Source organism: Micromonospora sp. NPDC007208, from assembly GCF_042869175.1.
Taxonomy (GTDB): domain Bacteria; phylum Actinomycetota; class Actinomycetes; order Mycobacteriales; family Micromonosporaceae; genus Micromonospora; species Micromonospora foliorum.
Genome location: NZ_JBIAFG010000020.1, coordinates 23,457 through 48,940, shown reverse-complemented (window position 1 = coordinate 48,940; position 25,484 = coordinate 23,457). Strand labels below are relative to the sequence as shown.

The 25,484-nt window shown below is 72.9% G+C and carries 19 protein-coding genes; 7 read left to right on the top strand and 12 right to left on the bottom strand.

What is annotated here, in order from left to right; all coding sequences use genetic code 11:
* Positions 1–335 precede the first annotated feature (335 nt).
* The 4 genes from ACFYL6_RS29305 to ACFYL6_RS29290 are packed head-to-tail and all read left to right on the top strand — an operon-like array spanning position 336 to position 3,757.
* Positions 336–1,583: a MurT ligase domain-containing protein gene (locus tag ACFYL6_RS29305; RefSeq protein WP_091407686.1), complete on the top strand. Its 1,248-nt coding sequence runs from the start codon at positions 336–338 to the stop codon at positions 1,581–1,583.
* Entirely contained in the window at positions 1,573–2,292 is a 720-nt protein-coding gene (locus ACFYL6_RS29300) for a type 1 glutamine amidotransferase (protein ID WP_387176195.1), read from the top strand. Before ACFYL6_RS29305 ends, ACFYL6_RS29300 begins: the two co-directional genes overlap by 11 nt.
* Complete coding sequence (locus tag ACFYL6_RS29295) at positions 2,289–2,972, top strand: TVP38/TMEM64 family protein (RefSeq protein ID WP_387176194.1); 684 nt, start codon at positions 2,289–2,291, stop codon at positions 2,970–2,972. Before ACFYL6_RS29300 ends, ACFYL6_RS29295 begins: the two co-directional genes overlap by 4 nt.
* The gene (locus ACFYL6_RS29290; protein WP_387176192.1) at positions 2,969–3,757 is read left to right on the top strand and encodes a phosphotransferase; all 789 of its coding nucleotides are present in this window, start codon (positions 2,969–2,971) and stop codon (positions 3,755–3,757) included. Before ACFYL6_RS29295 ends, ACFYL6_RS29290 begins: the two co-directional genes overlap by 4 nt.
* Positions 3,758–3,919: 162 nt before the next feature.
* Here the strand turns inward: ACFYL6_RS29290 and leuS are convergent, their stop codons facing one another.
* Positions 3,920–6,760, bottom strand: coding sequence for a leucine--tRNA ligase (leuS, locus tag ACFYL6_RS29285; protein WP_387176190.1), 2,841 nt, complete (start codon positions 6,758–6,760; stop codon positions 3,920–3,922).
* 404 nt (positions 6,761–7,164) lie between these two features.
* Between leuS and ACFYL6_RS29280 the strand changes: the two genes are divergently transcribed.
* The 3 genes from ACFYL6_RS29280 to ACFYL6_RS29270 are packed head-to-tail and all read left to right on the top strand — an operon-like array spanning position 7,165 to position 12,005.
* On the top strand, positions 7,165–8,217 hold the full coding sequence (locus ACFYL6_RS29280) for a MoxR family ATPase (protein ID WP_238660593.1): 1,053 nt from the start codon (positions 7,165–7,167) through the stop codon (positions 8,215–8,217).
* A gap of 1 nt (position 8,218) precedes the next feature.
* Positions 8,219–9,517 (top strand): DUF58 domain-containing protein, encoded by a 1,299-nt coding sequence (locus tag ACFYL6_RS29275; RefSeq protein ID WP_238660592.1) that lies wholly within the window; start codon positions 8,219–8,221, stop codon positions 9,515–9,517.
* Positions 9,518–9,533: 16 nt separating this feature from the next.
* The gene (locus ACFYL6_RS29270; RefSeq protein WP_387176188.1) at positions 9,534–12,005 is read left to right on the top strand and encodes a DUF3488 and DUF4129 domain-containing transglutaminase family protein; all 2,472 of its coding nucleotides are present in this window, start codon (positions 9,534–9,536) and stop codon (positions 12,003–12,005) included.
* 399 nt (positions 12,006–12,404) lie between these two features.
* Here ACFYL6_RS29270 and ACFYL6_RS29265 read toward each other — a convergent pair whose 3' ends face one another.
* The 11 genes from ACFYL6_RS29265 to ACFYL6_RS29215 all read right to left on the bottom strand — a co-directional run bounded on the left by ACFYL6_RS29265 (position 12,405) and on the right by ACFYL6_RS29215 (position 25,452).
* The gene (locus ACFYL6_RS29265) at positions 12,405–12,803 is read right to left on the bottom strand and encodes a DUF3040 domain-containing protein (protein ID WP_030334542.1); all 399 of its coding nucleotides are present in this window, start codon (positions 12,801–12,803) and stop codon (positions 12,405–12,407) included.
* 116 nt (positions 12,804–12,919) lie between these two features.
* Positions 12,920–14,179, bottom strand: coding sequence for a DNA polymerase IV (locus ACFYL6_RS29260; protein WP_387176186.1), 1,260 nt, complete (start codon positions 14,177–14,179; stop codon positions 12,920–12,922).
* A 62-nt stretch (positions 14,180–14,241) separates the two neighbouring features.
* The gene (locus ACFYL6_RS29255) at positions 14,242–15,411 is read right to left on the bottom strand and encodes an alkaline phosphatase family protein (RefSeq protein WP_387176184.1); all 1,170 of its coding nucleotides are present in this window, start codon (positions 15,409–15,411) and stop codon (positions 14,242–14,244) included.
* Positions 15,408–16,175 (bottom strand): methyltransferase domain-containing protein, encoded by a 768-nt coding sequence (locus tag ACFYL6_RS29250; protein ID WP_328652824.1) that lies wholly within the window; start codon positions 16,173–16,175, stop codon positions 15,408–15,410. Before ACFYL6_RS29250 ends, ACFYL6_RS29255 begins: the two co-directional genes overlap by 4 nt.
* 4 nt (positions 16,176–16,179) lie before the next feature.
* Positions 16,180–17,103: a carbohydrate ABC transporter permease gene (locus ACFYL6_RS29245; RefSeq protein WP_387176182.1), complete on the bottom strand. Its 924-nt coding sequence runs from the start codon at positions 17,101–17,103 to the stop codon at positions 16,180–16,182.
* Positions 17,100–17,273, bottom strand: a complete 174-nt coding sequence (locus ACFYL6_RS29240; RefSeq protein WP_387176316.1) for a hypothetical protein — start codon at positions 17,271–17,273, stop codon at positions 17,100–17,102. The genes ACFYL6_RS29245 and ACFYL6_RS29240 overlap by 4 nt, the downstream gene beginning before the upstream one ends.
* Positions 17,270–18,217 (bottom strand): carbohydrate ABC transporter permease, encoded by a 948-nt coding sequence (locus tag ACFYL6_RS29235; protein WP_387176180.1) that lies wholly within the window; start codon positions 18,215–18,217, stop codon positions 17,270–17,272. The genes ACFYL6_RS29240 and ACFYL6_RS29235 overlap by 4 nt, the downstream gene beginning before the upstream one ends.
* 6 nt (positions 18,218–18,223) lie before the next feature.
* A complete protein-coding gene (locus ACFYL6_RS29230) occupies positions 18,224–19,576 on the bottom strand; it encodes an extracellular solute-binding protein (protein WP_387176178.1) in 1,353 nt (450 codons plus the stop codon).
* An 84-nt stretch (positions 19,577–19,660) separates the two neighbouring features.
* A complete protein-coding gene (locus ACFYL6_RS29225) occupies positions 19,661–23,047 on the bottom strand; it encodes an error-prone DNA polymerase (RefSeq protein WP_387176176.1) in 3,387 nt (1,128 codons plus the stop codon).
* A gap of 33 nt (positions 23,048–23,080) precedes the next feature.
* Entirely contained in the window at positions 23,081–24,730 is a 1,650-nt protein-coding gene (locus tag ACFYL6_RS29220) for a DNA polymerase Y family protein (RefSeq protein ID WP_387176174.1), read from the bottom strand.
* Positions 24,727–25,452: a hypothetical protein gene (locus ACFYL6_RS29215; RefSeq protein ID WP_387176172.1), complete on the bottom strand. Its 726-nt coding sequence runs from the start codon at positions 25,450–25,452 to the stop codon at positions 24,727–24,729. The genes ACFYL6_RS29220 and ACFYL6_RS29215 overlap by 4 nt, the downstream gene beginning before the upstream one ends.
* Positions 25,453–25,484 lie beyond the last annotated feature (32 nt).

The window sequence follows — 25,484 nt, the reverse complement described above, 5'->3', positions numbered from 1 at the left end:
TAAGCGGCGTTCGCGGCGCCGCTGACCCCCCGGGCCGGTGAGCCCTCCCGGCCTCACCATTGGTCCCCACTCTACTCCACTTCCCTCCACCCGCAACCAAATTCGCCCGCGTGGCGCGTCCAGCTCGGGCGCAAAACCGCACGTCACAAGGGGTGGAGCGGAGTGGAGGGCGCAAGCCGCCCCTCGGCGTGGTCCGCTTTCCGACATAGATCGACTCCGTCCGGGGGACGCCGACCCGGCCACCCGCGCAGCCACCACGGCCGAACGGTTCACCGTCGGCGGCGATCTGGTGGGGCGGGCGGTCCGGTAACCTCGCTCGCGTGACGGACGCGAAAATGCCCCTACGGGCCAAGGTGGCCAGCTCCGTGTCACGGACCGCCGCGGCGCTCTCCCGGGCCGCCGGCCGTGGCGACGGTTCGGTGATCGGCGGATGGATCGGCCTCAAGATCGACCCGGACCTGCTGGCCCACCTGTCGGCCGGGCGCGCGATCGCGCTCGTCTCCGGCACCAACGGCAAGACCACCACCACCCGGTTGACCTCCGCCGCGGTCGGCGTGCTCGGCCGGGTCGCCACCAACTCGTTCGGCGCCAACATGCCCAGCGGGCACACCTCGGCGCTGGCCAAGGCCGGCAGCACCCCGTACGCGGTGCTGGAGGTCGACGAGCACTACCTCGCCCAGGTGCTGGAGGCGACCGAGCCGCACGTGGTCGCGCTGCTGAACCTCTCCCGCGACCAGCTCGACCGCGCCAAGGAGGTCGCCATGATGGCGCAGCTCTGGCGCGCGGCGCTGGTCCGGCACACCGACGTACGGGTGGTCGCCAACGCCGACGACCCGCTGGTGGTGTGGGCCGCCACCCCGCCGGGCGACCCGGCTCGGGGCATCAACCCGCCGCACGTGACGTGGTTCAGCGCCGGCCAGCGCTGGCACGACGACTCCTGGGTCTGCCCGGAGTGCGGCTCCACCATCCAGCGCTCCGGCGAGCAGTGGTGGTGCACCGGTTGCCCGTTGCGCCGTCCCGAGCCGCACTGGGTCGTCGAGGACGAGGGCGTGCTCGACCCCACCGGCGCCTGGCACAAGGTCTCCCTCCAGTTGCCCGGCAAGGTCAACCTCGGCAACGCGGCGACCGCGCTGGCGGTGGCCGCCGAGTTCGGCGTCCGCCCTGTCGACGCGGTGTCCCGCCTCGGCATCGTCACCTCGGTGGCCGGCCGCTACGCGCAGGTCGACAAGGACGGGCGCAACATCCGGCTGCTGCTGGCCAAGAACCCGGCCAGTTGGCTGGAGGCGTTCGACATGGCCGACGACGCGCCGACACTGCTCTCCATCAACGCGCGCGACCCCGACGGTCTGGACACCTCCTGGCTGTACGACGTCGACTTCGCCCCGCTCCGTGGCCGACAGGTGTTGATCACCGGCGACCGGGCATACGACCTGGCGGTTCGGCTGGACGTCAACGACGTGCCGTTCCAGCACGTCCGCACGTTCGACGACGCGCTCCGGTCGGTCCCGCCCGGGCGGCTGGAGGTCATCGCGAACTACACCGCGTTCCAGGACATCCGAGCGGAGTTGGACCGTGTCATCTGAGAGTCTGCGTATCGTCTGGATCTACCCCGACCTGCTCTCCACCTACGGAGACCGGGGCAACGCCCTGATCCTCGCCCGGCGGGCCCGTCAGCGCGGGATGCCGGTCGAGGTGCTGGAGGTCCGCTCCGACGAGCGGCTGCCCGCGACCGCCGACATCTACCTGGTCGGCGGCGGCGAGGACGGCCCGCAGGCGCTCGGCGCCCAGCGCCTGCTCGCCGACGGCGGCCTGCACCGCGCGGTCGCCCAGGGTTCGGTCGTGTTCGGCGTCTGCGCCGGCTACCAACTGCTCGGCACCTCGTTCTTCGCCAAGGGCGTTCAGTGTCGCGGGCTGGAGCTGCTCGACCTGCACTCCGACCGGGGCGAGAGCCGGGCCGTGGGCGAGCTGGCCGGTGAGATCGACCCCCGGCTGGGCCTGCCCCCGCTCACCGGTTTCGAGAACCACGGCGGCCGGACCCACCTCGGCCCGGAGGTCTCCCCGTTGGCCCGGGTCACCGCCGGGGTGGGCAACGACGGCGCCACCGAGGGCGCGTGGCGCGGCAAGCTGCTCGGCACCTACTCGCACGGGCCGGCGCTGGCTCGCAACCCGGCCCTGGCCGACCTGCTCCTGCGCTGGGCCACCGGGGCACACCAGCTCCCGCCGTTGGACGACACCTGGTCGGACCGGCTCCGCAACGAGCGCCGCTCCGCGGTGGTCGCCGCCCGGGCATGATCCGTGCCGTCCGGCGGCTGCTCCGGCAGCCGTCGGCCGCCCGGTTCGCCCTGCTCGTGCTGCTGATCGGCGGTTGCGGGTTACTGCTGCTCCTGGTGCCCCGACCGGATCCGGCGCAGCTGCCGCTGGTCGCCGACCGGCTGGGCGACCTCGCCCCGGTGGCGGCGATCCTCGGGGGCGCGCTGCTGCTGGTCGCGCTGGTGCCCCGGACGTTCATCACGCTCGCCGCGGGCGCGATCTTCGGTCCCCTGGAGGGCGCCGCGTACGCCCTGGGCGCCGCGCTGGTGGCCGCGGCGATCGGGTTCACGGTCGGCCGGTTGCTCGGTCGGGAGTTCGTGGCCGAACGGGTCCGCGGTCGGCTGGCCCGCCTCGACGGCTGGTTCGCCCGGCAGAGCGTGCTCGGTGTGGTCACCGTCCGGCTGCTGCCGATCGCCGGCTTCGGGCTGGTCAGCTACGGCTACGGCACGACCGGCGCCCGGGTGCTGCCCTTCCTGGCCGGCAGCGTGCTCGCGTCCGCCCCGACCGCCTTCGGGTACGCGGCGATCGGCGCGGCGGTCAGCTCCCCCGGCCACGTCAACTGGTACGCCGCCGCCCCGGCCAGCCTCGGCCTGATCGCCAGCCTGGTGCTCATCCACCAGTGGTGGCGCGCCGAGCGCCGCCGCCGCACCATGCCCGTATGACCATCTCCGAGCCGACCGGCTCCACCGAGGAGCCCCTCACCGGCGGCTTCGTCGCCGACGTGGTCCGGGTCGGCGACACGGTACGACGTACCCCGCCGGCCAACCTGGACTTCGTCGGCGCGCTGCTGCGCCACCTGGCCGAGGTGGGCGCGGACCTCGCGCCCCACCACCTGGGCGTCGACAGTCACGGTCGGCAGATGCTCGGCTACGTCGCGGGCCGGGTGCCGTGGCGGGACCGGGAGGACCCCGAATTCTTCGCCGACCCGGCGCTGGTGCGGCTGGCCGAGCTGATCCGGCGGCTGCACGACGCGTGCGCGGGCACCGGGCTGGCGGGCGACGCCGAGACGGTCTGCCACCGCGACCTGTCTCCGAAGAACACGGTGTACCGGGACTCCCCCGCCGGGCCGCTCCCGGTTGCCTTCCTCGACTGGGACCTGGCCGCGCCGGGCCGGCGGATCGAGGACGTGGCGTTCGCCGGCTGGCACTGGGCGGCGTTGGGCGACGGTGCCGACCCGGTCGAGCTGGGCAGGCGCTGCCGAATCCTCTGCGACGCCTACGACGCGGCGGCGACCGCGACCGCACCGGGCAGGCTGGCGCGGGGCGAGCTGGTGGGCGTGATGCTCGACCAGATCGATAGCACCTGGCGGGGCATCGACGCCGGCGCCGAGCGCGACGAGCCGGGCATGCGCCGGCTGCGCGACGCCGGCGCAGTCGACGGGATACGTCGCTGGCGGGACTGGCTGCACACCCACCGCGGAGTCGTGGCGGCCGCGCTGAAGGGCTGACGGCCGCAGCCTGTCCACTCCGGGGGCGAGGTGCCGGATGAGCGTGATGACTGTGCGGCATCAAGATGCCGCACAGTCATCACGCTCGTGGCGGCGTCCGCCCCGACCGACGCCACGCTCGGTGACACCCACACTCCGGAGCGCCTCGGGAGCGGGGACGCGTCAGGCGACCACGGAGACCATCCGGCCCTTCACGACGATGACCTTGCGGGGTTCCTTGCCGGCCAGGGATGCGGCCACCGCGTCCAGGGCCGCCGCGCGGACGGTCTCCTCGGCGGCGTCGGCGGGGACCTCGATGCGGCCACGGACCTTGCCGTTGACCTGCACCGGGTAGGTCAGCGTGTCGGCCACCAGCAGGGCCGGGTCGGCGGTCGGGAAGTCCGCGTACGTCAGCGAGGTGTCGTGGCCCAGCTTGCGCCACAGCTCCTCGGCCATGTGCGGGGCGAACGGCGCCACCATCAGCACCAGCGGCTCGGCCACCTCGCGGGGCGTGGCCGACAGTCGGGTCAGCCCGTTGGTCAGCTCGATCAGCTTGGCGATCGCGGTGTTGAACCGGATGCCGTCCATGTCGCCACGGACCCCGTCGATCACCTTGTGCAGCAGCCGGCGGGTCGCCTCGTCGGCCGGGTCCTCGGTGACGCGCAGCGCGCCGGTCTGCTCGTCGACGACGGCCCGCCACACCCGCTGCAGGAACCGGTACGAGCCGACCACCGCCCGCGTCTCCCAGGGACGGGAGACCTCCAGCGGGCCCATCGACATCTCGTACACCCGGAAGGTGTCCGCGCCGTAGGCGGCGCACATGTCGTCGGGGGTCACCACGTTCTTCAGCGACTTGCCCATCTTGCCGTACTCGCGGTTGACCGCCAGGTCGCCCAGGTAGTAGGCGCCGTCGCGCTCGAAGACCTCCTCGGCCTGCACGTAGCTGCCGCGCGAGTCGGTGTACGCGTACGCCTGGATCATGCCCTGGTTGAACAGCTTGCGGAACGGCTCGAACGACGACACGTGCCCCAGGTCGAACAGCACCTTGTGCCAGAACCGCGCGTACAGCAGGTGCAGCACGGCGTGCTCGGCGCCACCGACGTACAGGTCGGTGCCCCCGCAGTCGCCCTCGCCGCGCGGGCCCATCCAGTACCGCTCGTTCTCCGCGTCGACGAACCGCTCGCTGTTGGTCGGGTCCAGGTAACGCAGCTCGTACCAGCAGGAGCCGGCCCACTGCGGCATCACGTTGGTTTCCCGGGTGTAGCGCTTCGGCCCGTCACCCAGGTCCAGTTCGACCTCGACCCAGTCGCGCCGCCGCGACAGCGGGGTCTCCGGGTTGCTGTTGGCGTCGTCGGCGTCGAACGTCTTCGGGGAGAAGTCGTCCACCTCCGGCAGCTCGACCGGCAGCATCTCCTCCGGCAGGGCGATGGCCGCGCCGGTCTCGTCGTACACGATCGGGAACGGTTCGCCCCAGTAACGCTGCCGGGAGAACAGCCAGTCGCGCAGCCGGTAGGTCACCGCGCCGGTGCCGTGCCCGTTCGCCTCCAGCCAGGCGATGATCGCCGCCTTGGCGTCGGCCACCCCCAGGCCGTTCAGGTCCAGGCCGCGCTCGGGCGCGGCGCTGTTGATCGCCGGGCCGTCCCCGGTGTACGCCTTGCCGTCGAAGCCCTCCGCCGGCTGCACGGTACGGACGATGGGCAGCTCGAAGACCTCGGCGAACGCCCAGTCCCGCTCGTCCTGCGCCGGCACCGCCATGATCGCGCCGGTGCCGTAGCCGGCCAGCACGTAGTCGGCGATGAAGATCGGGATCTGCCCACCGGTGACCGGGTTGGTGGCGTACGCGCCGATGAAGACGCCGGTCTTCTCCTTGCTGTCGGACTGCCGCTCGACGTCGGTCTTGGCGGCTGCCGCCTTGCGGTACGCCTCGACGGCCTCCCGGGGGCTGGCGTGCCCGCCGGTCCAGGCGTCCCTCGTCCCGTCCGGCCAGTTGGCCGGCGCCAGCGTGTCGACCAGCTCGTGCTCGGGCGCCAGCACCATGTAGGTGGCGCCGAAGACGGTGTCCGGGCGGGTCGTGAACACCCGCACCGGCGCCGCGGTGGTCGGGAAGTCGATGTGGGCGCCGGTGGAGCGGCCGATCCAGTTGCGCTGCATCAGCTTGATCGGCTCGGGCCAGTCCAGGCTGTCCAGGTCGTCCAGCAGCCGGTCACCGTACGCGGTGATCCGCATCATCCACTGCTTCAGGTTGCGCTTGAAGACCGGGAAGTTGCCCCGCTCGGAACGGCCGTCGGCGGTGACCTCCTCGTTGGCCAGCACGGTGCCCAGCCCCGGGCACCAGTTCACCGGCGCCTGCGAGACGTACGCCAGGCGGTGGTCGTCGACGACCTGGCGGCGCTCGGCGACGCTCAGCTCGGCCCACGCGCGGCCGTCCGGGGTGGACCGGTTACCGCCCTCGAACTCGGCGATCAGCTCGGCGATCGGACGGGCCCGGCCGGCGTCGCGGTCGTACCAGGAGTTGAAGATCTGCAGGAAGATCCACTGGGTCCAGCGGTAGAAGTCGGTGTCGATGGTGGCCACCGAGCGGCGCTCGTCGTGCGCCAGCCCCAGCCGGCGCAGCTGCGCCTTGTACCGCTCGATGTTCGCCACAGTGGTGGTCCGGGGGTGGGTGCCGGTCTGCACCGCGTACTGCTCGGCGGGCAGGCCGAACGCGTCGAAGCCCATCGCGTGCAGCACGTTGCGGCCGGCCATCCGCTGGTAGCGGGCGTAGCAGTCGGTGCCGATGTAGCCCAGCGGGTGGCCGACGTGCAGGCCCGCTCCGGAGGGGTACGGGAACATGTCCAGCACGTACAGCTTCTCCGCGCCCGCGCGCGGGTGGGTCGGGTCGGCCAGCGGGCCGGTCGGGTTCGGTGCGTGGAAGGTGCCCTCGCGCGCCCAGGTGTCCTGCCAACGAATCTCGATCTCGTCGGCCAGGGCCGCGGTGTACCGGAACGGGGGAATGTCGCCCGCCGGTGCGGCTGCCTCACTCATCGTCTCTCCTCGCTTCGCTTCGCTTCGTCTCGGCACCACCGGGCCGGGCCGGCGGCGGGCACAAAAAAGCCCCTCGCGCAGGAGGGGCCGCCGTGCTGTCGCTGCGTTCAGCGCATCAGCACGGCCCGGTAAGAAGCAGGAAGACTCCGGCCATGCCCCGCAGTGTACCTCGCCCACGGTTCGTCCTGTCGGCCCCCGGGGCGGGTCGGACCCCGTTCCCCCGAGCTGGCGAATATCGGTGCGTAACCGACGGACTACCTGCGGGGGTCGGCGATAACGACAAACATGGTTAGCCTGAGAGACTAGTGAGATTCCTGCGGCAAACGAGGCTCGACGTCGCGAACCCAACGGCGGGTCCAGGTGCTCTCTAGAGAGCTGCCGTGACGGCGACGAGGAGGAGGCCCGTGACACAACAGACCTGGGACGAGGTGGGCGGCCTGTTGCCGCACGACGAGTTCCGCGCCGCCAGCGAGGCCATCGTGGCCAACATCGAGCAGGTCATCGAGGGTAAGACCGCCACCGTGCGGCTCGCCCTGGCCGTCCTGCTCGCCGAGGGTCACCTCCTGATCGAAGACGTCCCGGGTGTCGGCAAGACCAAGCTGGCCAAGGCCCTCGCGCGGTCCATCGACTGCACCGTGCGGCGGATCCAGTTCACTCCCGACCTGCTGCCCAGCGACGTCACCGGGGTCAGCGTCTACAACCAGGAGACGCACGACTTCGAGTTCCGTCCCGGCGCCGTGTTCGCCAACCTGGTGGTCGGCGACGAGATCAACCGCGCCTCGCCGAAGACCCAGTCGGCGTTGCTGGAGTGCATGGAGGAACGGCAGGTCACCGTCGACGGGGTGACGTACCAGCTCCAGACCCCGTTCATGGTGATCGCCACCCAGAACCCGATCGAGATGGAGGGGACCTACCCGCTGCCGGAGGCGCAGCGCGACCGGTTCACCGCCCGCATCGCGATGGGTTACCCGGACTCCAACGCCGAGCTGGCCATGCTCGACGGGCACGGCGCCACCGACCCGCTGCACGAGCTGCGCGCGGTCTCCGACGCGGCCATCGTCCGGCAGCTGATCGCCACCGTCCGGCAGGTGCACGTCGCGGACGCGGTCAAGCAGTACGCGATCGACCTGGTCACCGCCACCCGCGAGGCCCCCGACCTGCGGCTCGGCGCGTCCCCCCGGGCGACCCTGCAACTGCTGCGCACCGCCCGGGCGGTCGCCGCCCTGGAGGGCCGCGACTACGTCCTCCCCGACGACCTGCAGGCCCTGGCGGTGCCGGTGCTCGCCCACCGGATCATCCCGACCGCCGACGCCCAGCTCGCCCGACGCACCACCGACGCGATCGTCTCCGAGCTGGTGCACCGCCTGCCGCTGCCACACGACCGGCAGCGCAACCCGTACGACACCCGGCCCGCCAGCGGCAACGGTCGCGCACCCTACGAGCCGCGGAGGCCATGACGTGCGTGCCGGGCTACGCGGGCTGACCACCCGCGGGCGCTCCTTCCTCGCCGCTGCGGTCGCGGCGGCGATCTCGGCCGGCATCCTCGGCGAGAAGGACCTGCTCCGGGTGGCCGTGCTGTTGGCCATCCTGCCGTTGCTGGCCGCCGCCTACGTCGGGCGGAGCCGTTACAAGCTGGCCTGCAACCGTTCCCTGGACCCGCACCGGGTTCCGGTCGGCGCCAACTCCCGAGTGGTGCTGCGCCTCCAGAACCTCTCCCGGCTGCCGACCGGCACCCTGCTCCTGGAGGATCGGCTGCCCTACGCGCTGGGCAGCCGACCCCGGGTGGTGCTGGAGCGGCTCGGCGCGCACCAGGCCAGCTCCGTGGCGTACACCGTGCGGGCCGACGTGCGGGGCCGCTACGACGTGGGCCCGCTCGTCGTCCGGATGACCGACCCGTTCGGTCTCTGCGAGCTCACCCGTTCCTTCCCCAGCACCGACCACCTGACGGTCATCCCGCAGGTCACCCCGCTGCCGTCGGTCCGGCTCCCCGGGGAGTACGCGGGCAGCGGCGACAGCCGGGCCCGCTCGGTGGCGGTGCACGGCGAGGACGACGCGGCGACCCGGGAGTACCGGCGCGGCGACGACCTGCGCCGGGTGCACTGGAAGTCCACCGCCCGCACCGGCGAGCTGATGGTGCGCCGCGAGGAGCAACCGTGGGAGAGCCGGGCCACCGTCGTCCTGGACACCCGGGCGTACGGCCACCGCGGCGAGGGGCCGACGGCCAGCTTCGAGTGGTCGGTCTCGGCCGCCGCGAGCATCGCCGTCCACCTGCGCCAGGCCGGTTACAAGTTGCGCCTGGTCACCGGCTCGGGGGCAGATGTGGACGCCTCGGAGGCCGGCGGGGACGGCGCGCTGCTCGACCACCTCGCGGAGGTACGACTGGATCAGCGCGCCGAGGTCACCGGCCTCGTGCAGCGGGTCCGCCAACGCGCCGACGGCGGTCTGATCATCGGCCTGTTCGGCACGGTGAGCGTGGCCGAGGCGGAGCTGCTGGCCGGGTTGCGCGGCAACGGCGCCACCTGCGTCGGCTTCCTACTGAACAGCTCTACCTGGCTCAGCCTGCCGGAGAAGGCCCGGGCCGAGGCGGAGCACGCCCACGCCGCCGCCGTCCTTGCCATGTTGCAGAGTGGCTGGCGAATCGTCGGCGTCGACCACGGCGGCCGACTGCCGGCGTTGTGGCCACAGGCCGGGCGGGGCGCCCAGGGGTTCGCCCTGCGGGCCGCGCTGGCCGAGACGGTCGCCGGCGGCGTGCGATGAACGGAAGGCGCCCCTCATGATCAGCAGTCGGAACATCGGCGTGGTGGCGGCCGCTGCCACGCTGCTGGCCGCCGCGCCGCTGTCGGCCATCTTCCAGGGCTGGACGTGGTTGATCGAGTCCATCATCGCGGTCGCCGTGGTGGCCGGGGCGGCCGCGCTGACCCGACTCGCCCGGGCACCACTGTGGGGTCAGGTGCTGGGCATGCTGGCCGGCCTGGTGCTTGCCCTGACCTGGTTGTTCCCCAGCGGCGAGGAGCTGCTCGCGATCCTGCCCACCCCGGGCACGCTCGCGTACTTCGGCGACCTGCTCGCCGGCTCCATGCAGGACATGCGCTCGTACGGGGTCGAGGTCCCGGACACGGACCCACTGCTGTTCATCGCCGTGCTCGGCGTCGGCGGGGTCGCCGTGCTGGTGGACGTCCTGGCCGTGGGGCTGCGCCGGCCCGCGCTCGCGGGGCTGCCGATGCTCGCCATCTACTCGGTGCCGGTCGCCGTCTACGTGGACAGCGTCCCCGCGGCGCCGTTCGTGGTGGGCGCCGCCGGTTACCTCTGGCTGCTGGTCACCGACAACGTCGACCGGGTACGCCGCTTCGGACGCCGGTTCACCGGCGACGGCCGCGACGTCGACGTGTGGGAGGCCTCCCCGCTGGCGTCCGCCGGCCGCCGGCTCGCGGCGGTCGGGGTGGCCCTGGCGGTGGTGCTGCCGCTGGCGGTGCCCGGCATGACCGGCGGGCTGCTCGACTCGCTCAGCCGGGGGCCGGGCAACGGCCCCGGCAACGGGGCCGGCTCGGGCGGCACGTCGGGTCGGATCGACCTGTTCGCCTCGCTCGCCGGCCAGCTCAACCAGTCCCAGGTGGCCGACCTGGTCAAGGTGACCACGTCCGAGCCGAACCCGTTCTACCTGCGCTACGCGGTCGCCGACGAGCTGCGCCCCGCTGGTTTCCAGGCGCGCAACCCCAGCGGCCGGTCGGTCAACAGGGACCTGCCGAACCCGGCCGACCGGGCCGGTCGAGGCGTGCAGCAGACCACCTACCGGGCGAGCGTCGAGGTCACCAAGAGCCTGAGCATGTCGCTGATGCCGGTGTACGCCGAGCCGACCCGCACCGACGACCTCAGCGACAACTGGCTCTACGACGCCAACCAGCAGGTCGTCTTCTCCAACCGGGAGAACTCCCGGGGTCGGAAGTACTCCTTCGACTACGTCCGCTCGACCTTCACGCCGGCGGCGTTGCGGGCCGCGCAACCACTGCCCACCGACCACCCCGTACGCCGGCAGATGACCGCCACTCCGGGGGCGGTGCCAGAGGTGGAGGAGCTGGTCAAGGGGCTGATCCAGGGCAAGCGCACGGACTACGACCGGGTGCTGGCGATCTACCAGCACTTCTCGGCGGACAACGGGTTCAGCTACCGGTTGAGCACCGAGAGCGGCAGCAGCGGTCAGGACATCGTCAACTTCCTGACCAACAAGGTCGGCTACTGCCAGCAGTACGCGGCCGCGATGGCCTGGTTGGTCCGCTCGGCCGGCATCCCGGCCCGGGTGGCGTTCGGGTTCACCAACGGCAGCAAGCGCGACGGTGACACCTTCACGCTGACCAACCTCAACCTGCACGCCTGGACCGAGGTCTACTTCGACGGGGCCGGTTGGGTGCCGTTCGACGCCACTCCGGCGTACGGGGTGCCCGGCTCCACCCGGTCGGCCTGGGCACCGGACACTGACGCGCCGGAGCCGTCCAGCCCGGAGACCGGCGCCACCGACACCCCGACGGGCCCGGAGTCCTCGGCCGGGCCGGCCGGCCCGGACAACGCCGACCGGGACACCGACGACGGGGTCGCTCTCGGCGGGACGACGCCGAACGAGCAGGCACCGGTCTGGCCCTGGTGGGCAGCGGGCCTGGTGGCCCTGCTGGTGCTGCTCGCGGTGCCGGCGCTGCGCCGGATGGCGCTGCGCCGTCGACGCGGTGGCCGCGCGCCGAGCGGGGCGATGGCCTCCGCCCAGGTCGACGGCGACAGCGAGCCGGGGACGCGGCCGGTGGTGGTCGGCGTGGACGCCAATCGGGCCCGCGCGGACGCGCACGCCGCCTGGGCGGAGCTGCTCGACACCCTGGTGGACTTCCGGGTTCCGGTCGATCCGACCGAGACGCCCAGGGCGACCGCGGACCGGCTGGTCCGGGACGCCCTCGACGACGACGACGCGATCGGGTCGGCACGGCTGCTCGGCCGGGCGGAGGAGCGAGCCCGCTACGCACGGGATCCGCTGACCGGTGAGCGGTTGCTGCCGGCGCTACGCGCGGTCCGTGGCGCGCTGGCCACGCGGGCGGACCGACGGACCCGCCTGCTCGCCGCCGTGCTGCCACCCTCGGTGCTGCTGCGGTGGCGTACCGCCCTGGCGGACAGGTCCGGCCGGATGGTGGCGCTCACCGGGCGGGCCCGGTACCGACTGCTGCGGTGGAACCCTCGACGGCTGCTGGCCGACCGGGCAGCTCGCTGACCGGAACCCCCGACCCACCCACTCCGCCGCTCATGATCACTTGATGACCGGTAGTTGCCGATAGGTTCTCGCGACTGCACACCATCAAGTGATCATGAGTGGCGTGGGGTGGCGACGCCGGGCCGGCATGGTGCGGCGGCTCAACGGATACCGAGCCACCCAAGATCGTGTTCGATCCAGGAAGTGGGCCCTTCCCTGGCGCACGATGCCACTACATCCAGGATCGAGCACGTTCATGCGGAGCGTGGTCGCTCCTCGGTGGGATGCTTCTGCGGATCGGGGCATCCTGCGGGAGATCGGGCAGCGGTAGAGGGCGTGCGGATACGACGGTGGTCGCCGAGGCCTGTGCCCGGCGACCGCTCGTCGCGGCGTACGGCCCGCCTCAGCGGCGGGACCGGCTCAGCGGTGCCCCTCCGGGCGCTGCCGCCACCTGTCCTCCATGCGGTCCAGGATTGACGACCGGCGACCGGATCGGCCACCGCGGGGACGACGACGACTCGTCGTGCCGCCCACCACGTGCAGGTCGGGTGACTGCGCCCGTCGGTGCGACTGCACCGCGAACGCGGCCGACGCCAGCATGACGACGAAGCCCGCCACCGCCAGTGGTGGAGTCTTGATCACCGCGCCATAGACCAGTAGAGCCAAGCCAGCGATGATGACGCCGGCGGCGACGAGCAGGCGACGCCGCGCATGGAAGCGCGGATCGCTGGCGCGCACGGCCGAGGCGAATTTGGGGTCCTCGGCAAGCGACCGCTCGATCTGCTCGAACAGCCGCTGCTCGTGCTCCGAGAGCGGCACGGCACTCCTCCCCGGTCACGTTGGTCGGGCCCACTCGGGCCGACAGACCGTGGCAGCCGACCGGCTGCTTACCCCCAAGTCTACGAGGGGGCTCGCGCGTCGGAAAGCGGGACGACCTATGGGCGGGGTGGATTTTCGTTTCGACGGGGATCACGGTCGCCCATCAGACTGGCCGGACCTATGACGGACCGCCCGAAACGGGCAGCGGCGGCGTCCGCGACAGCTTCCGCCTCGCGCCAACCACGCTCGGGCGCGCCGAGGGTGAGTTGCCGGGGGGCGCCCTGCGCCGGGGCGAGCCCTTCCACCCGGACACCAACGAGTCGGATCCGCTCGCCCGGGTCCAAGGCGGTGTAGAGCGCCCAGACCGTGTCGAACATCTCCCGGGCGGTGTCGGTGGGAACGTCCAGGGTGCGAGATCGGCTCACGGTGCGGAAGTCGGCCAGCCGGACCTTGAGTGAGACGGTGCGCCCGACCTGCCCGGAACCACGCAGCCGGACGCCGACCTTCGCGCTGAGGGCGAGCAACGCACGGCGGATCTCCAGTGGGTCGGCCACGTCGACGTCGAAGGTCACCTCGGCGCCGATCGACTTGTCGACGTGCTCGGGGCTGACCCCGCGCGGGTCGCGTCCCCAGGCCAACTCGTGCAGGTGGGACGCCGAGGCGGCACCGACGGCTCGGCGGAGCATGCCCACCGGCGCCTCGGCCAGGTCGCCGACGGTGGTCAGGCCGAGCCGACGCAGCGCCTCGGCGGCGCGCTCCCCCACCCCCCACAGGGCGTCCACCGGCAGCGGGTGCAGGAAGTCGAGCACCTGCCCCGGGGGCACGACCAGCAGGCCGTCCGGCTTGGCCCGGGTGGAGCCCAGCTTGGCCACGAACTTGGTCGGCGCCACCCCGACCGAACAGGTCAGCGCCTGCTCGTCGGCGACCCGGCGTCGGATCAGCCGGGCGATGGTGGCCGGGGAGCCGAAGAGCCGGCGGGCGCCGGTCACGTCGAGGAACGCCTCGTCGAGGGAGAGCGGCTCGACCAACGGCGTGACGTCTCGGAAGATCTGCATGACCGCCCGGGAGGCGGCTGTGTAGGCGGAGAAATCCGGTGGCAGGTAGACCGCGTGGGGGCAGCGGGCCCGGGCCTGACTGGTTGGCATGGCGCTGCGTACGCCGTACCGGCGGGCCTCGTAGCTGGCCGAGCTGACCACCCCGCGCGGGCCGACGCCGCCGACGATCACCGGCCGGCCGCGCAGCTCGGGGCGGCGGCGCACCTCGACTGCGGCGAAGAAGGCGTCCATGTCGACGTGCAGGATCGGGCTGGCGGAGTCGTCGGCGTCCGGCCCGAAGCGCGGATCGTCGCCCCGGGGCAACGACTGACTGCGGCCCATCCCGGCAGGTTAACCCGGCGGTACGACACCACCATCGGCCGGCGGGCCGAACCGTCCTTCGGTCAGCCCCGGACGACCAGCAGCGGCACGGTCAGCTCGGCGGCGGTGTCCGACCCGTGGTAGGCCACCAGCTTCGACGCCATCGGCCGCTCGGTGCGACTGGCCATGACCGCGTACGTGTCGTTGCAGGTCACCACCACGTCGCCGATCCGGCCCAGGTGCTCCTCGGGCACCGGCCCGAACCAGCCGGTGGCCACCATCTCGGCGCGGGTGCGTACCCGGGCCGTGGCGCCCAGCACCTCCGACCAGGCGGCCCGCACGTCGTCGACAGCGCCCGGTTCGACGTGCAGGTAGCGCACCCGGGCCTCGCCGGCCACCAGTCGCACGCCGGCCCGCAGTCGCGGGTCGGTGTCCAGGTCGAAGCGGTGCGCGGTGGGGATGTCGAGCTGCCCGTGGTCGGCGGTCACCAGCAGCGCCGCGTCCGACGGCAGCCCGTCGACAAGCCGGGCGACCAGGGCGTCCACCTCGGTGGCGGCGGCCCGCCAGGGCGCCGAGTCGATGCCGCTGACGTGGCCGTGCCGGTCCAGGTCGGCGTGGTAGCCGGAGACCAGGGTGGGCCCGGCGCCGGCGGCCAGCGCGGCCAGCATGGCGGTGGCCACCGCGTCCCCGCCGGCGGCGCCCCGGAAGTCGCCACCCCGATTGGCGGCCAGGGTCAACCCGCTGCCGCCGAACTCCGGCCGACTCACCACTGTCGTCGTCACGCCGGCGGCGCGGGCCCGCTCCAGCTGGGTGGGCACCGGCTGCCAGCGCAGCGGCGACGGATCGGCGGCCCAGTCGGTGTGGGTGAGCACCCGATCGGTGCCGGGCACCCGCACGGTGAAGCCGAGCACCCCGTGCGCGCCCGGCGCGACACCGGTGCCCAGCGACACCAGGCTGGTCGGGGTGGTCGACGGGAAACCGGCGATGAGCGGCCGGGCCGTCGTCGCGGCGAGCCCGGCGACCGTGGGCGCGTACGGGGCCGCGGTCGGCAGCTGGTACCAGCCGAGCCCGTCGACCAGCAGCACGGCGATCCGGCGTACCCCGGCCAGCGCGGGCCCGAGCCCGAGCGGGTCGGTCGAGCCGGGCACGCCGAGCACGGCCAGCGCGCTGGGCAGCACGTCGGCGAGCCGGCCACCGCGGTGATCCGGCCCGAGGATCTCCAGCGGCGGCCCGCCACCGGCCTCGGCGATCATGCGGGGCGGCGGGCGAACAGGTGCAGTTGGGCGGCCAGGTCCCGGTACGGCGGTTGGGCGGCCAGCGCCCGTTCCAGCTCGACCACGGCGGCGGACTGCCCATCGGCGACCGCGGCCGGCAGCAGGTCGGCCAGCACGCGTACCCCGTGGATCTCCTCGACCACGAGCCCGGCGGCGCCGAGCAGCGCGGCGGCGCCGGGGGCGTCGTAGCGCCGGCGCAGCGTGTCGCGCGGCCCCGCGGTGCCGGCCGGATCGGCGGCCAGGGTGGTCGCGACGTCCAGGTGCCCGTTCATCGCGCGGCCCAGCACGGCGGCGGCCCGGCCGGCCACCAGCACACTGGCCGCGCCGCCCGGGCGCAACGCGGTGGCCAGCGCGGCCACCACCGGCGTCGGGTCGTCGACCACCTCCAGGACGGCGTGGCAGAGCACCAGGTCGACGCCGGCCGGCTCGACCAGCCCGGCGAGGGCGTCACCGTCGCCCTGCACGGCGGCGATGCGGTCGGCCACCCCGGCCTCGGCCGCGCGGCGGGTGAGCGCGGCGAGCGCGTCGGGGCTGGCGTCGACGACGGTGACCCGATGCCCGGCGCGGGCCAGCGGAACGGCGAAACCGCCGGTGCCGCCGCCCACGTCCAGCACGGTGAGCTCGGCGTCGCCCCGCCGGTCCAGTTCGGCGCGGAGCACCGACCAGATCACGGCGGTGCGGGGTGTCAGCGGCGGCTCGGCGAACCGGCCTCGGGTCTGCTCCACCCGGTCGAGCCTAGTCACCCGGTCAGCCCTTGCGGCCGGTGGTGGCGATGCCCTCGACGAAGTGCCGCTGTGCCAGGAAGAACAGAATGATCATCGGGACGGTGGCCAGCACGCTGCCGGCGAGCACGATCTCCCACTGTTGCTCACCGCCGTACCCGAACCGGTCCAGCACGACCTTGAGGCCGCGCGGCAGGGTGTAGAGCTGCTCGTTGCGCAGGTAGATGAGCGGCTTGAGCAGGTCCGTCCAGCTGGCCTTGAACTCGAAGACGAAGGCGACCAGCAGCGCCGGCCGGATCAGCGGAAAGGCCAGCTTCCAGAACAGCTGCGGGTAGCTCGCCCCGTCCATCCGGGCGGCCTCGAAGTATTCCCGGGGCAGCGAGAGCAGGAACTGTCGCAGCAGGAAGATGTAGAACGCCGAGCCGAACAGGTTGCCGGCCCAGAGCGGCACCTGGGTGTCGGTCAACCCCAGCTTCGACCAGATCAGGTACGTCGGGATCATGGTGACCGCGAACGGCAGCATCATGGTCGCCAGCACCAGCCCGAAGAGCAGGTTGCGGCCGGGGAACCGGAAGTAGGCGAAGCCGAACGCCACCCAGGCGCTGGAGAGGGTCACCGCGGCGGCGGCGGCCACCCCGACCAGCACGCTGTTGCCGAACCAGGTCAGCAGCGGCACGGCCCGCCACGCCTCGGCGTAGTTCTCCGGGGCGAACGGGGTGGGCAGGAAGCCGGGGGCGAAGACGTACTCGCGGGGGCGTAACGAGGCGCTGACCAGCCAGACGAACGGCAGCATGAAGAGCACAGCGGCGCCGACCAGCGCCGCGACGAACAGCACCCGATGCCAGATCGGCCGGCGGGCCGGCTCGGCGGGCGGGCGGCGCGCCGCCGACCGGCCCGGCCGGAGGCCGGGTACCGGTGCGGCGGCGCCCCGTTCGACGGCGGTCGTCACGACTGGTCCCCGGCTGCTGGATCGTCCTCCGCCCGGGACCGTCGGGCGTTGGCCACCGGGCCGTCGATGATCTGGTACTCGCGCGGCTCAAGCTGCTCGGGCACCCAACCGTTGGTCAGTCGGGTACGTCGCGCGTTGGCCACGCCGTTGTGGCCCATCATCCCCGTCACTTGTCTTCTCCCTCGTAGTACACGAACCGGTTGCTGAGTTTCACCTGTATCAGAGTGATGATCAAGATGATCACGAAAAGTAGCCACGCCATCGCCGAGGCGAAGCCCATGTGCAGGAACTGGAACGCCTCCTGGAACAGGTGGATGACGTAGAAGCTGGCCGCGTCGCTGTTGAACGTGTTCTGGGTCTCCCGGTTGCCGAAGTACATGGTGTAGACCTCGGTGAACATCTGCAGCGACGCGATCGTGTTGACGATCAACGTGAAGAACAGCGCGCCCGAGATCATCGGCAGGGTGACCGAACGGAACCGGGCCCAGGGGCCGGCGCCGTCGATGGCCGCCGCCTCGTACAGGTCGCGGGGCACGTTCTGCAACGCGGCCAGGTAGATGATCACAGTGGAGCCGAGGCTCCACAGACTCATCAGGATGATGCCGGGCATCACCCAGTGCGGGTCGGTGGTCCAACTCGGACCCGCGATCCCGACCAGCCCCAGGACGCGGTTGATCAGGCCGTCCTGGGTGTTGAGCAGCAGCAGGAACAGGATCCCGACCGCCACCGCCGGGGTCATCACCGGCAGGTAGAAGACCGTCCGGAAGAAACCCTGCAACCGGCCGACCCGCTTGAGCAGCAGTGCCAGCCCCAGCGAGATGAGCATCACCAGCGGGACGTGCAGCGCCGTGTAGTAGACCGTGTTGCCGAGGCTGCGGGCCACCGCCGGGTCGCTCATCAGCTGCCGGTAGTTGTCCAGCCCGGTGTACTCCGGTGGGTTGATCACGTCGTACTCGGTGAAGCTCAACCAGAGGCTGGCGAGCATCGGCCCGGCATAGAAGATCAGAAAACCGATGATCCAGGGCGCCAGGAAGAGGTACGCCCAGCGGGCCTCCCGCCGGGCCAACGGCGTACGGTGCCGCCGGCCCGGGACGGGAGGGGTGACGGTGGCCATCGTGGACTACTTCGCGGCCTTGTCGAGTGCCGCGGTGGCCTCCCGCTGGGCGCGCTGCAACGCCTGCGCGGGCTGCTCCTGGCCGGCGAGCACCCGGTTCACCGCGTCGTAGTACGCCTTGTCGAACTCGGCGCCGGCCGGCGAGGCGGGCAGCGCGAACGCGGCGTCCTGCACCGAACGGATGGTCGCCACCGCGTCGTCGAACCGCTTGTTGCCGGTCGGCTGGTACAGCTCGTCGAAGATCTTCTTGTCGGCCTCGGCGTTGGCGGTGTAGACGCCGGTGAACGGCTGGCCGGCGGCCTTGCGGGCATCCACCCGGGCCTTCGCGGCGGCCAGCCAGGTGTCGGTGGCGGTCATCTTCTTGACGAACGCGCACGCGGCGTCCGGGTTCTTCGCGCCCTTGGTGATCACCCAGGCCTGTCCGGCGGACTGGGTCAGCGGCTTACCCTGCCGGTCCACGAACGGCTTGACCACCAGTTCGGCGTTCGGGGAGTTCTTGGCGGCCTGGTTGAGGAACCACTCCTCCATGGGCCACGCCACGATCTGGTTCTTCGACAGCGGGTTCTGCGCGCCGAAGAAGTCGAAGGTGTCCCGGAACGACTTGAAGGCGCCCCAGCCACCCTGCTGCTGGATCAGGTTGACCCCGGTGGTCAACGCCTCGATCACCTTGGGATCGTCCAGCTTGGCGGCGCGACCGTCGGCGGAGAGCATGTCGACGCCGTTGGCCTTGGCCCACATCGGCAGGAACTCGGGGACCTTCGGGTCGATGCCGATCCGGGCGAGCCGACCACCGGAGACCGAGGCCAACTTGGCGTTGAGCGCGGGCAACGCGGCCCAGTCGGCCAGGTTGACCTGGTCAGCGGTCAGTCCGGCCTTCTTGAGCAGCCCCTCGTTGAGGTAGACCACCCGGACGGTGGAGAACTCCGGGATGCCGTAGACGGTGCCGTCCAGGGTGACCTGCTCGCGGGCGGCGGGCCGGTACTGCGCCAGGTCGATGTCCTGCTTGTCGACGCACTGGGTCAGCGGCTGGATGGCGCCCCGCTTGGCGTACGTGCCGATCAGTTTGCGGTCCATGTAGACCAGGTCTGGCGGGTTTCCCGAGGCGACCGCGGAGAGGAACTGCTGCTCGTCGAACGCGCCCTCGGTGACCTTCAGCTCGACGTCCGGGTTGTCCCGCTTGAACGCCTCGACCCGGGTGGTGGCGATCTCGTCGGAGAAGCCGAAACCCATGGTGCTGAGCGCGCCCCTGGTGGCGGTGCCACCGCCGCCCTCGTCGTTGCCGCCGCCGACTCCTCCACAGCCGGTGAGTGCCAGGGTGAGCACCCCGGCGAACGCGGTCGCCCGCAGCTTCCGTGACATGAGGCCTCCCGAACAGGTCGCGGGCTACCTTGCCCGCGACCTGCACTTCTCCTCTTCTCAGGACGTTCAAACCTGAGGCCCCGATCAGCGGAAATCACGGGAGGCGGGGCTGACCGGCGGCTCGATGGCGTCCAGTCGGTCGGCGACCAGATTGGTCACCCCCTCGTGCCGTTGCAGTCGCCCCCGGACCACCAGCGCGGCGCTGGTCCGCGCCACCCGCCGGTAGCGCTGCCACAGCCCCGGCGAACAGGTGACGTTGAGCATCCCGGTCTCGTCCTCCAGGTTGAGGAAGGTGACCCCGCCCGCGGTCGCCGGGCGCTGCCGGTGGGTGACGATGCCGCCGACCCGGATCCGTTGGCCGGGCTCCACCCGGCCGAGCCGGGCGATCGGCACCGCGCCGAGCACGTCGAGCTGACCCCGGATGAACCGGGCGGGATGGCTCTCCGGCGACAACCCGGTGGCCCACACGTCGGCGACCAGCCGGTCCACCGCCTCCATCCCGGGCAGCGTGGGCGCCGCCGCCCCGGTCACCGTGCCGGGCAGCCGACCCGGCCGGTCCTGGGCCGCGGCACCGGCGGCCCACAGCGCCTGCCGCCGGCTCAGCCCGAAACAGGCGAAGGCGTCCGCGGTGGCCAACGCCTCCAGCTGCGCGGCGGTGAGACCGAGCCGCCGGGCCACGTCCGGCATGTCCCGGTACGCCCCGCCGGCGACCCGTTCGGCCTCGATCCGTTCGGCCACGTCGGCGCCGAGGGTCCGCACGCTGGACAGGCCGAGCCGGACGGCGGGGCCGCCCAGCCCCCAGGCGTGCGGCGGCTCCCCCGGCCCGCTGCCCCACCGGGTCTCCGGGGTGGACTCCAGCACCGCCAGAGCCCCGCTGGCGTTGATGTCCGGACGACGGACCTCCACCCCGTGCCGGCGGGCGTCGTCGACCAGGGTCTGCGGCGAGTAGAAACCCATCGGCTGGGCGTTGAGCAGCGCGGCCAGGAACGGCGCCGGGTGGTAGCGCTTGAGCCAGGAGCTGGCGTAGACCAGGTAGGCGAAGCTCATCGCGTGGCTCTCCGGAAAGCCGTAGCTGGCGAACGCGGTGAGCTTGCGGTAGACGTCGTCGGCCAGTTCACCGGTGATGCCCCGCTCGGCCATCCCGGCGTAGAGCCGGTCGGCGATCCGGGTCATCCGCTCGACCGACCGTTTGGCGCCCATCGCCCGGCGCAACTGGTCGGCCTCGGCCGCGTCGAAGCCGGCCAGGTCGATGGCGAGCTGCATCAGCTGCTCCTGGAACAGCGGCACACCCAGGGTCTTCTCCAGGGCGTTGCGCATCAGCGGGTGCGCGAAGGTCACCGCCTCCTGGCCGTTCTTGCGGCGGATGAACGGGTGCACCGAACCGCCCTGGATGGGGCCGGGGCGGATCAGCGCCACCTCGACCACCAGGTCGTAGAACTCACGGGGCTTGAGCCGGGGCAGGGTGGCCATCTGGGCGCGGCTCTCCACCTGGAACACCCCGACCGAGTCGGCCCGGCAGAGCATGTCGTAGACCTCCGGGTCGTCCAGGGTCATGTCACCCAGGTCGAGCCGGGACCCGATCATGTCGTAGCCGTAGTGCAGGGCGGAGAGCATGCCCAGACCGAGCAGGTCGAACTTGACCAGGCCCACCGCGGCGCAGTCGTCCTTGTCCCATTGCAGGACGCTGCGCCCGGGCATCCGCCCCCACTCCACCGGGCAGACCTCGATCACCGGCCGGTCGCAGATCACCATGCCACCGGAGTGGATGCCCAGGTGCCGGGGGAACGTCTGCAACTCGTTGGCGTACTCCACCACCTGCTCGGGGATGTTCTCGACATCGACCGTGGCGACCGAGCCCCACCTGTCGATCTGCTTGCTCCAGGCGTCCTGCTGCCCCGGCGAGTAGCCGAAGGCCTTGGCCACGTCCCGCACGGCCGACCGGGGGCGGTAGGAGATGACGTTGGCGACCTGGGCGGCGTGCTCCCGGCCGTAGCGGGTGTAGACATGCTGGATCACCTCCTCCCGGCGGTCGGACTCGATGTCCACGTCGATGTCCGGTGGGCCGTCCCGTTCCGGGGCGAGGAACCGCTCGAAGAGCAGTTGGTGCCGGACCGCGTCGACATTGGTGATCCGCAACGCGTAGCAGACCGCCGAGTTGGCCGCCGAACCCCGACCCTGGCAGTAGATGTCCTGGTCCCGGCAGAACGTGACGATGTCGTAGACCACCAGGAAGTAGCCGGGGAAACCCAGCTCCTCGATCATGTTCAGTTCGTGGTCGAGTTGCGCGTACGCCGTCGGGTGCGCCTGCGGCGGCCCGTAGCGCTCGTGCGCCCCGTCAGCGGTCAACTTCCGCAGCCAGCTCATCTCGGTGTGCCCCGGCGGCACCGGGTACGCCGGTAGCTGCGGCGCGACGAGCTGGAGGTCGAAGGCCAACTCGGCGCCGAACTCGGCGGCCCGCGCCACCGCACCCGGGTACGCGGCGAACCGGGCCGCCATCTCCGCGCCGCTGCGCAGGTGGGCGGTGGCCGCCGCGGGCAACCAGCCGTCGATCTCGTCCAGGCTGCGTCGGGCCCGGACCGCGGCGACGGTGGTGGCCAGCCGCCGCCGGCCGGGGCTGGCGTAGTGCACGTTGTTGCTGGCCACCGTCGGCAACCCGGCCGCGGCGGCCAGATCGGCGAGCGCGTCGTTGCGGTCGGCGTCGATGGGATGGCCGTGGTCGGTCAGCTCCACGGCCACCGTCTCCGCCCCGAAGAGCGCGGTCAGCCGGTCCAGCTCGCGGGCCGCCGCGTCCACCCCCTCGGTGAGCAGCGCCCCCGGCACGTGCCCCTTGCGGCAGCCGGTCAGCACCAGCACATGGTCACGCAGCTCGGCGGCGACCTCCTCCAGGTCCCCGTAATCCGGGCGGCCCTTCTCCCCGCCACGTAGCTGGGCGCGGGCGATGGTGGTGGCCAGCCGGGCGTACCCCTCGTGGCCGTGCGCGAGCACCAGCAGGTGCGCGCCGTGCGGGTCGGGCTCGCCGTTCTGTGGGCCGGGCAGGCCGAGGGACAGCTCCGCGCCGAAGATGGTCGGCAGGCCCAACGTACGAGCCGCCTCGGCGAAGCGGACCACCCCGTAGAAGCCGTCGTGGTCGGTGACGGCGAGCGCGGTGAGCCCCAGCCGGGCCGCCTCCTCGGCCAGTTCCTCCGGGTGGCTGGCGCCGTCGAGGAAGCTGAAGTTGGTGTGCGCGTGCAGCTCCGCGTAGGGCACCACGCCGTCGGGGCGGGTCAGCTCTGGTGGCTGGTACTGCTCGCGGCGGCGGCTCCAGGCCGGGGAGTCGCCGCCATCGGCGTCCACGGCGAGCGGGTCCACCACGTGCAGGTGCCGCTCCTCGCGCGACCGCCCGCCGCCCGGCCGGCCGGAGCCGCCGCTGGCCCGCCCGGAGAGCACCCGCTCCAGCTCCGACCAGGGCATCTTCGGATTGTGGAAGCTCATCGGGCGTCCGCCTCCGACCTGGGGAGCACCGGCTCAGTCATAGATCGCCTCCACCAGCCACTGCCCGGCCTCGACGGCCAGCAGCAGGGCGGCACCGTCGGCCAGGCTAACCTGGAACCGGGCCCGGCGGCGGGCCTCGACCGGCGCCCACCACCGCTCGTCCACCGGCCACGGGCCGGCCCAGCCCACGATCTCCGCCGGCTGGCCGGTGCCTACCACCAGCCGGACCGGTGGGGCGCTCACCACCAACCGAGCGCTGATCACCACCGGCTCACCGGCGGCGTCGTGCACCGTCGCCGCGAGCGGGCTGGGCAGCACCACCGCCGGCGCGGGCGCCGGCAGCCGGCCCGGCCACGGCGGAACCGCGCCCGCACCGCGGTCCGCCGGCCGACCGGCGCCGACGGCCCGGTCGGCGCCGCTGGTGACCGGCCCGCCGGGCAGCGGTGCCGGGCCGGGGCGGGCGGGGAGGCGTTCGTCGCCCCACGGCACCAGTCGCACCTGGTCGGCCGGGGAGCGCCCACCACCGAGCACCGCGGTGACCACCGCTTCCGGGCCGAGGATGCCCTGCACCCGGCTCAACGCCCGGTGCGCGCGTTCCCGTTCCTCGCCGGTCTCCCCCCAGAGGCCGGCCTGCAGACCGGCCTGGGCGATCACCCCGTCCGGGATCAGCCGCAGCCGGATGATGCCGGCCGTCGGTCGGGCCGGTCGGGCACCGGCGCGGCCGTTGCTTCCGGAGAGCCACCCGTCGAGCTGCCAGCGCACCCGGTCGGCGATGGCCGCGGCGGTGAGCAGGCCATCGTGCCGCCACACCCGGTGCAGCTCCTGCCCGTGCTCGGTGACCGCCTCGATGCCGAGCCGGGTGCAGGCCAGCCCGTGCCCGGCCAGCCGCTCGTGCAGCTGCTCAGCCAGCGCCCGGGCCACGAACGCCGCCGCGTCGACCCGGTCGATCGGGTCGTCGTGCTGTGCGGTCACCGTCAGGTCGGCCGGCGGCTGCCGGACGGCGAGTGGGCGGTGGTCCCGCCCGGCGGCCAGTCGATGCGCCAGCGCACCGTCGAACCCGAACCGGGCCAGCACGTCACCGGCCGGCAGGGCGGCGAAGTCGCCGAGGGTGCGTACCCCCAGTCGGCGCAGCAGGTCGGCCAGCGCCGACCGGCCGAGCGCCTCGACCGGCAACCCGGCCAGGAACTCCGGTGTCCCGCCGGGTGCCACCACCCGGCCGGCGCGAGCGGCCAACCCGGCCGCGAACACCCCGTCGGCGATGCCGACCTGGCTCTCCACCAGGCACGACTGCGCCACGTGCTCGATGATCCGCTCGGCGGCCGCCTCCTCGCCGCCGAGGTAACGACCCGGCCCCCGGGCGGCCACCGCGCAGGCACCCGGACGGACCACCTCGACGCCGGCGACCAGCTCCTCCACCGCGGCGACCACCGGCTCGAACGCCCGGGCGTCCCGACCGGGGTCGTACTCCACGACGGTGAGCTGCGGGCAGCGACCCTGCGCCTCCCGCTTGCGCAGCCCTCGACGCACCCCCTCGGCGCGGGCCCGCTCGGAGCAGGCGACCACCCGGTTGGCGTGCAGCACGGCGACCGGGCCGGTCGCCGGCACCCCGTCGACGATCTCGGCGGCGAGCACCGGCCAGTCCGGGCACCACAGCAGCAGGGTCCGTGGCGGTGCGCCGCTCACCCCCGACCGACCAGTGCGAGTGGCGCGGCCGATCGGCCCACGGGCGACGGCAGCGTACGAGGGATCACCCGGGTCAGCTCGTCACCCGGGAGCCAGACCTTGATCTCCTTGGGTCGGGCGGCCGCCCCGCGCCCGCGCGCCGAGACGGTGATCTCCCGGCGGCGCAACCGCCCCCGGCCCAGCCCGAGCCCCTCCCAGACTCCACGGACCACCTGCAGCGTCACGTCCGCGCCGTCCCACCGGCCGTACGGGACGAGCACGCTGCCGCGCTGCCGGGCCCGGGCGGCCAGCCGGGTGGCGACCGAGGCGGAGACCGTCGACGGCACGGTGGTGACCACGACGTCCACCCCGTCGATCAGCGCGGCGACCACGGTGGCCCACTCGGGGCCCGGGTTCGGCACCAGGGCCAACCGGTCCAGGGCGATGCCCAGCTCAGCGGCGGCGCCCGCGCCGAACGTCGGCACCCCGACCACGGCGCACCACGAGCCGGCCCGGGACGCCTCGGCGAGCAGGGCCAGCATCAGTGAGGTGCCGCCGCTGCGGCGGGGCTGGCCGGCGGCGACCGCGATGGTGCTGCCCCGGCGCAGGCCCCGGTTGGGCAGCAGACCGGTCAGCTCGGGCACCACCGGCAGCACCCGGTGCCCACCGACCGGGTCGGGTGCGCTCGCCGGGCGCACCAGATCGGCCAGCGCGGCGGAACCGACCACCATGCGGCCCGCCATTGGACCAACTCCCCCGTCGTTGCTGTGGATCA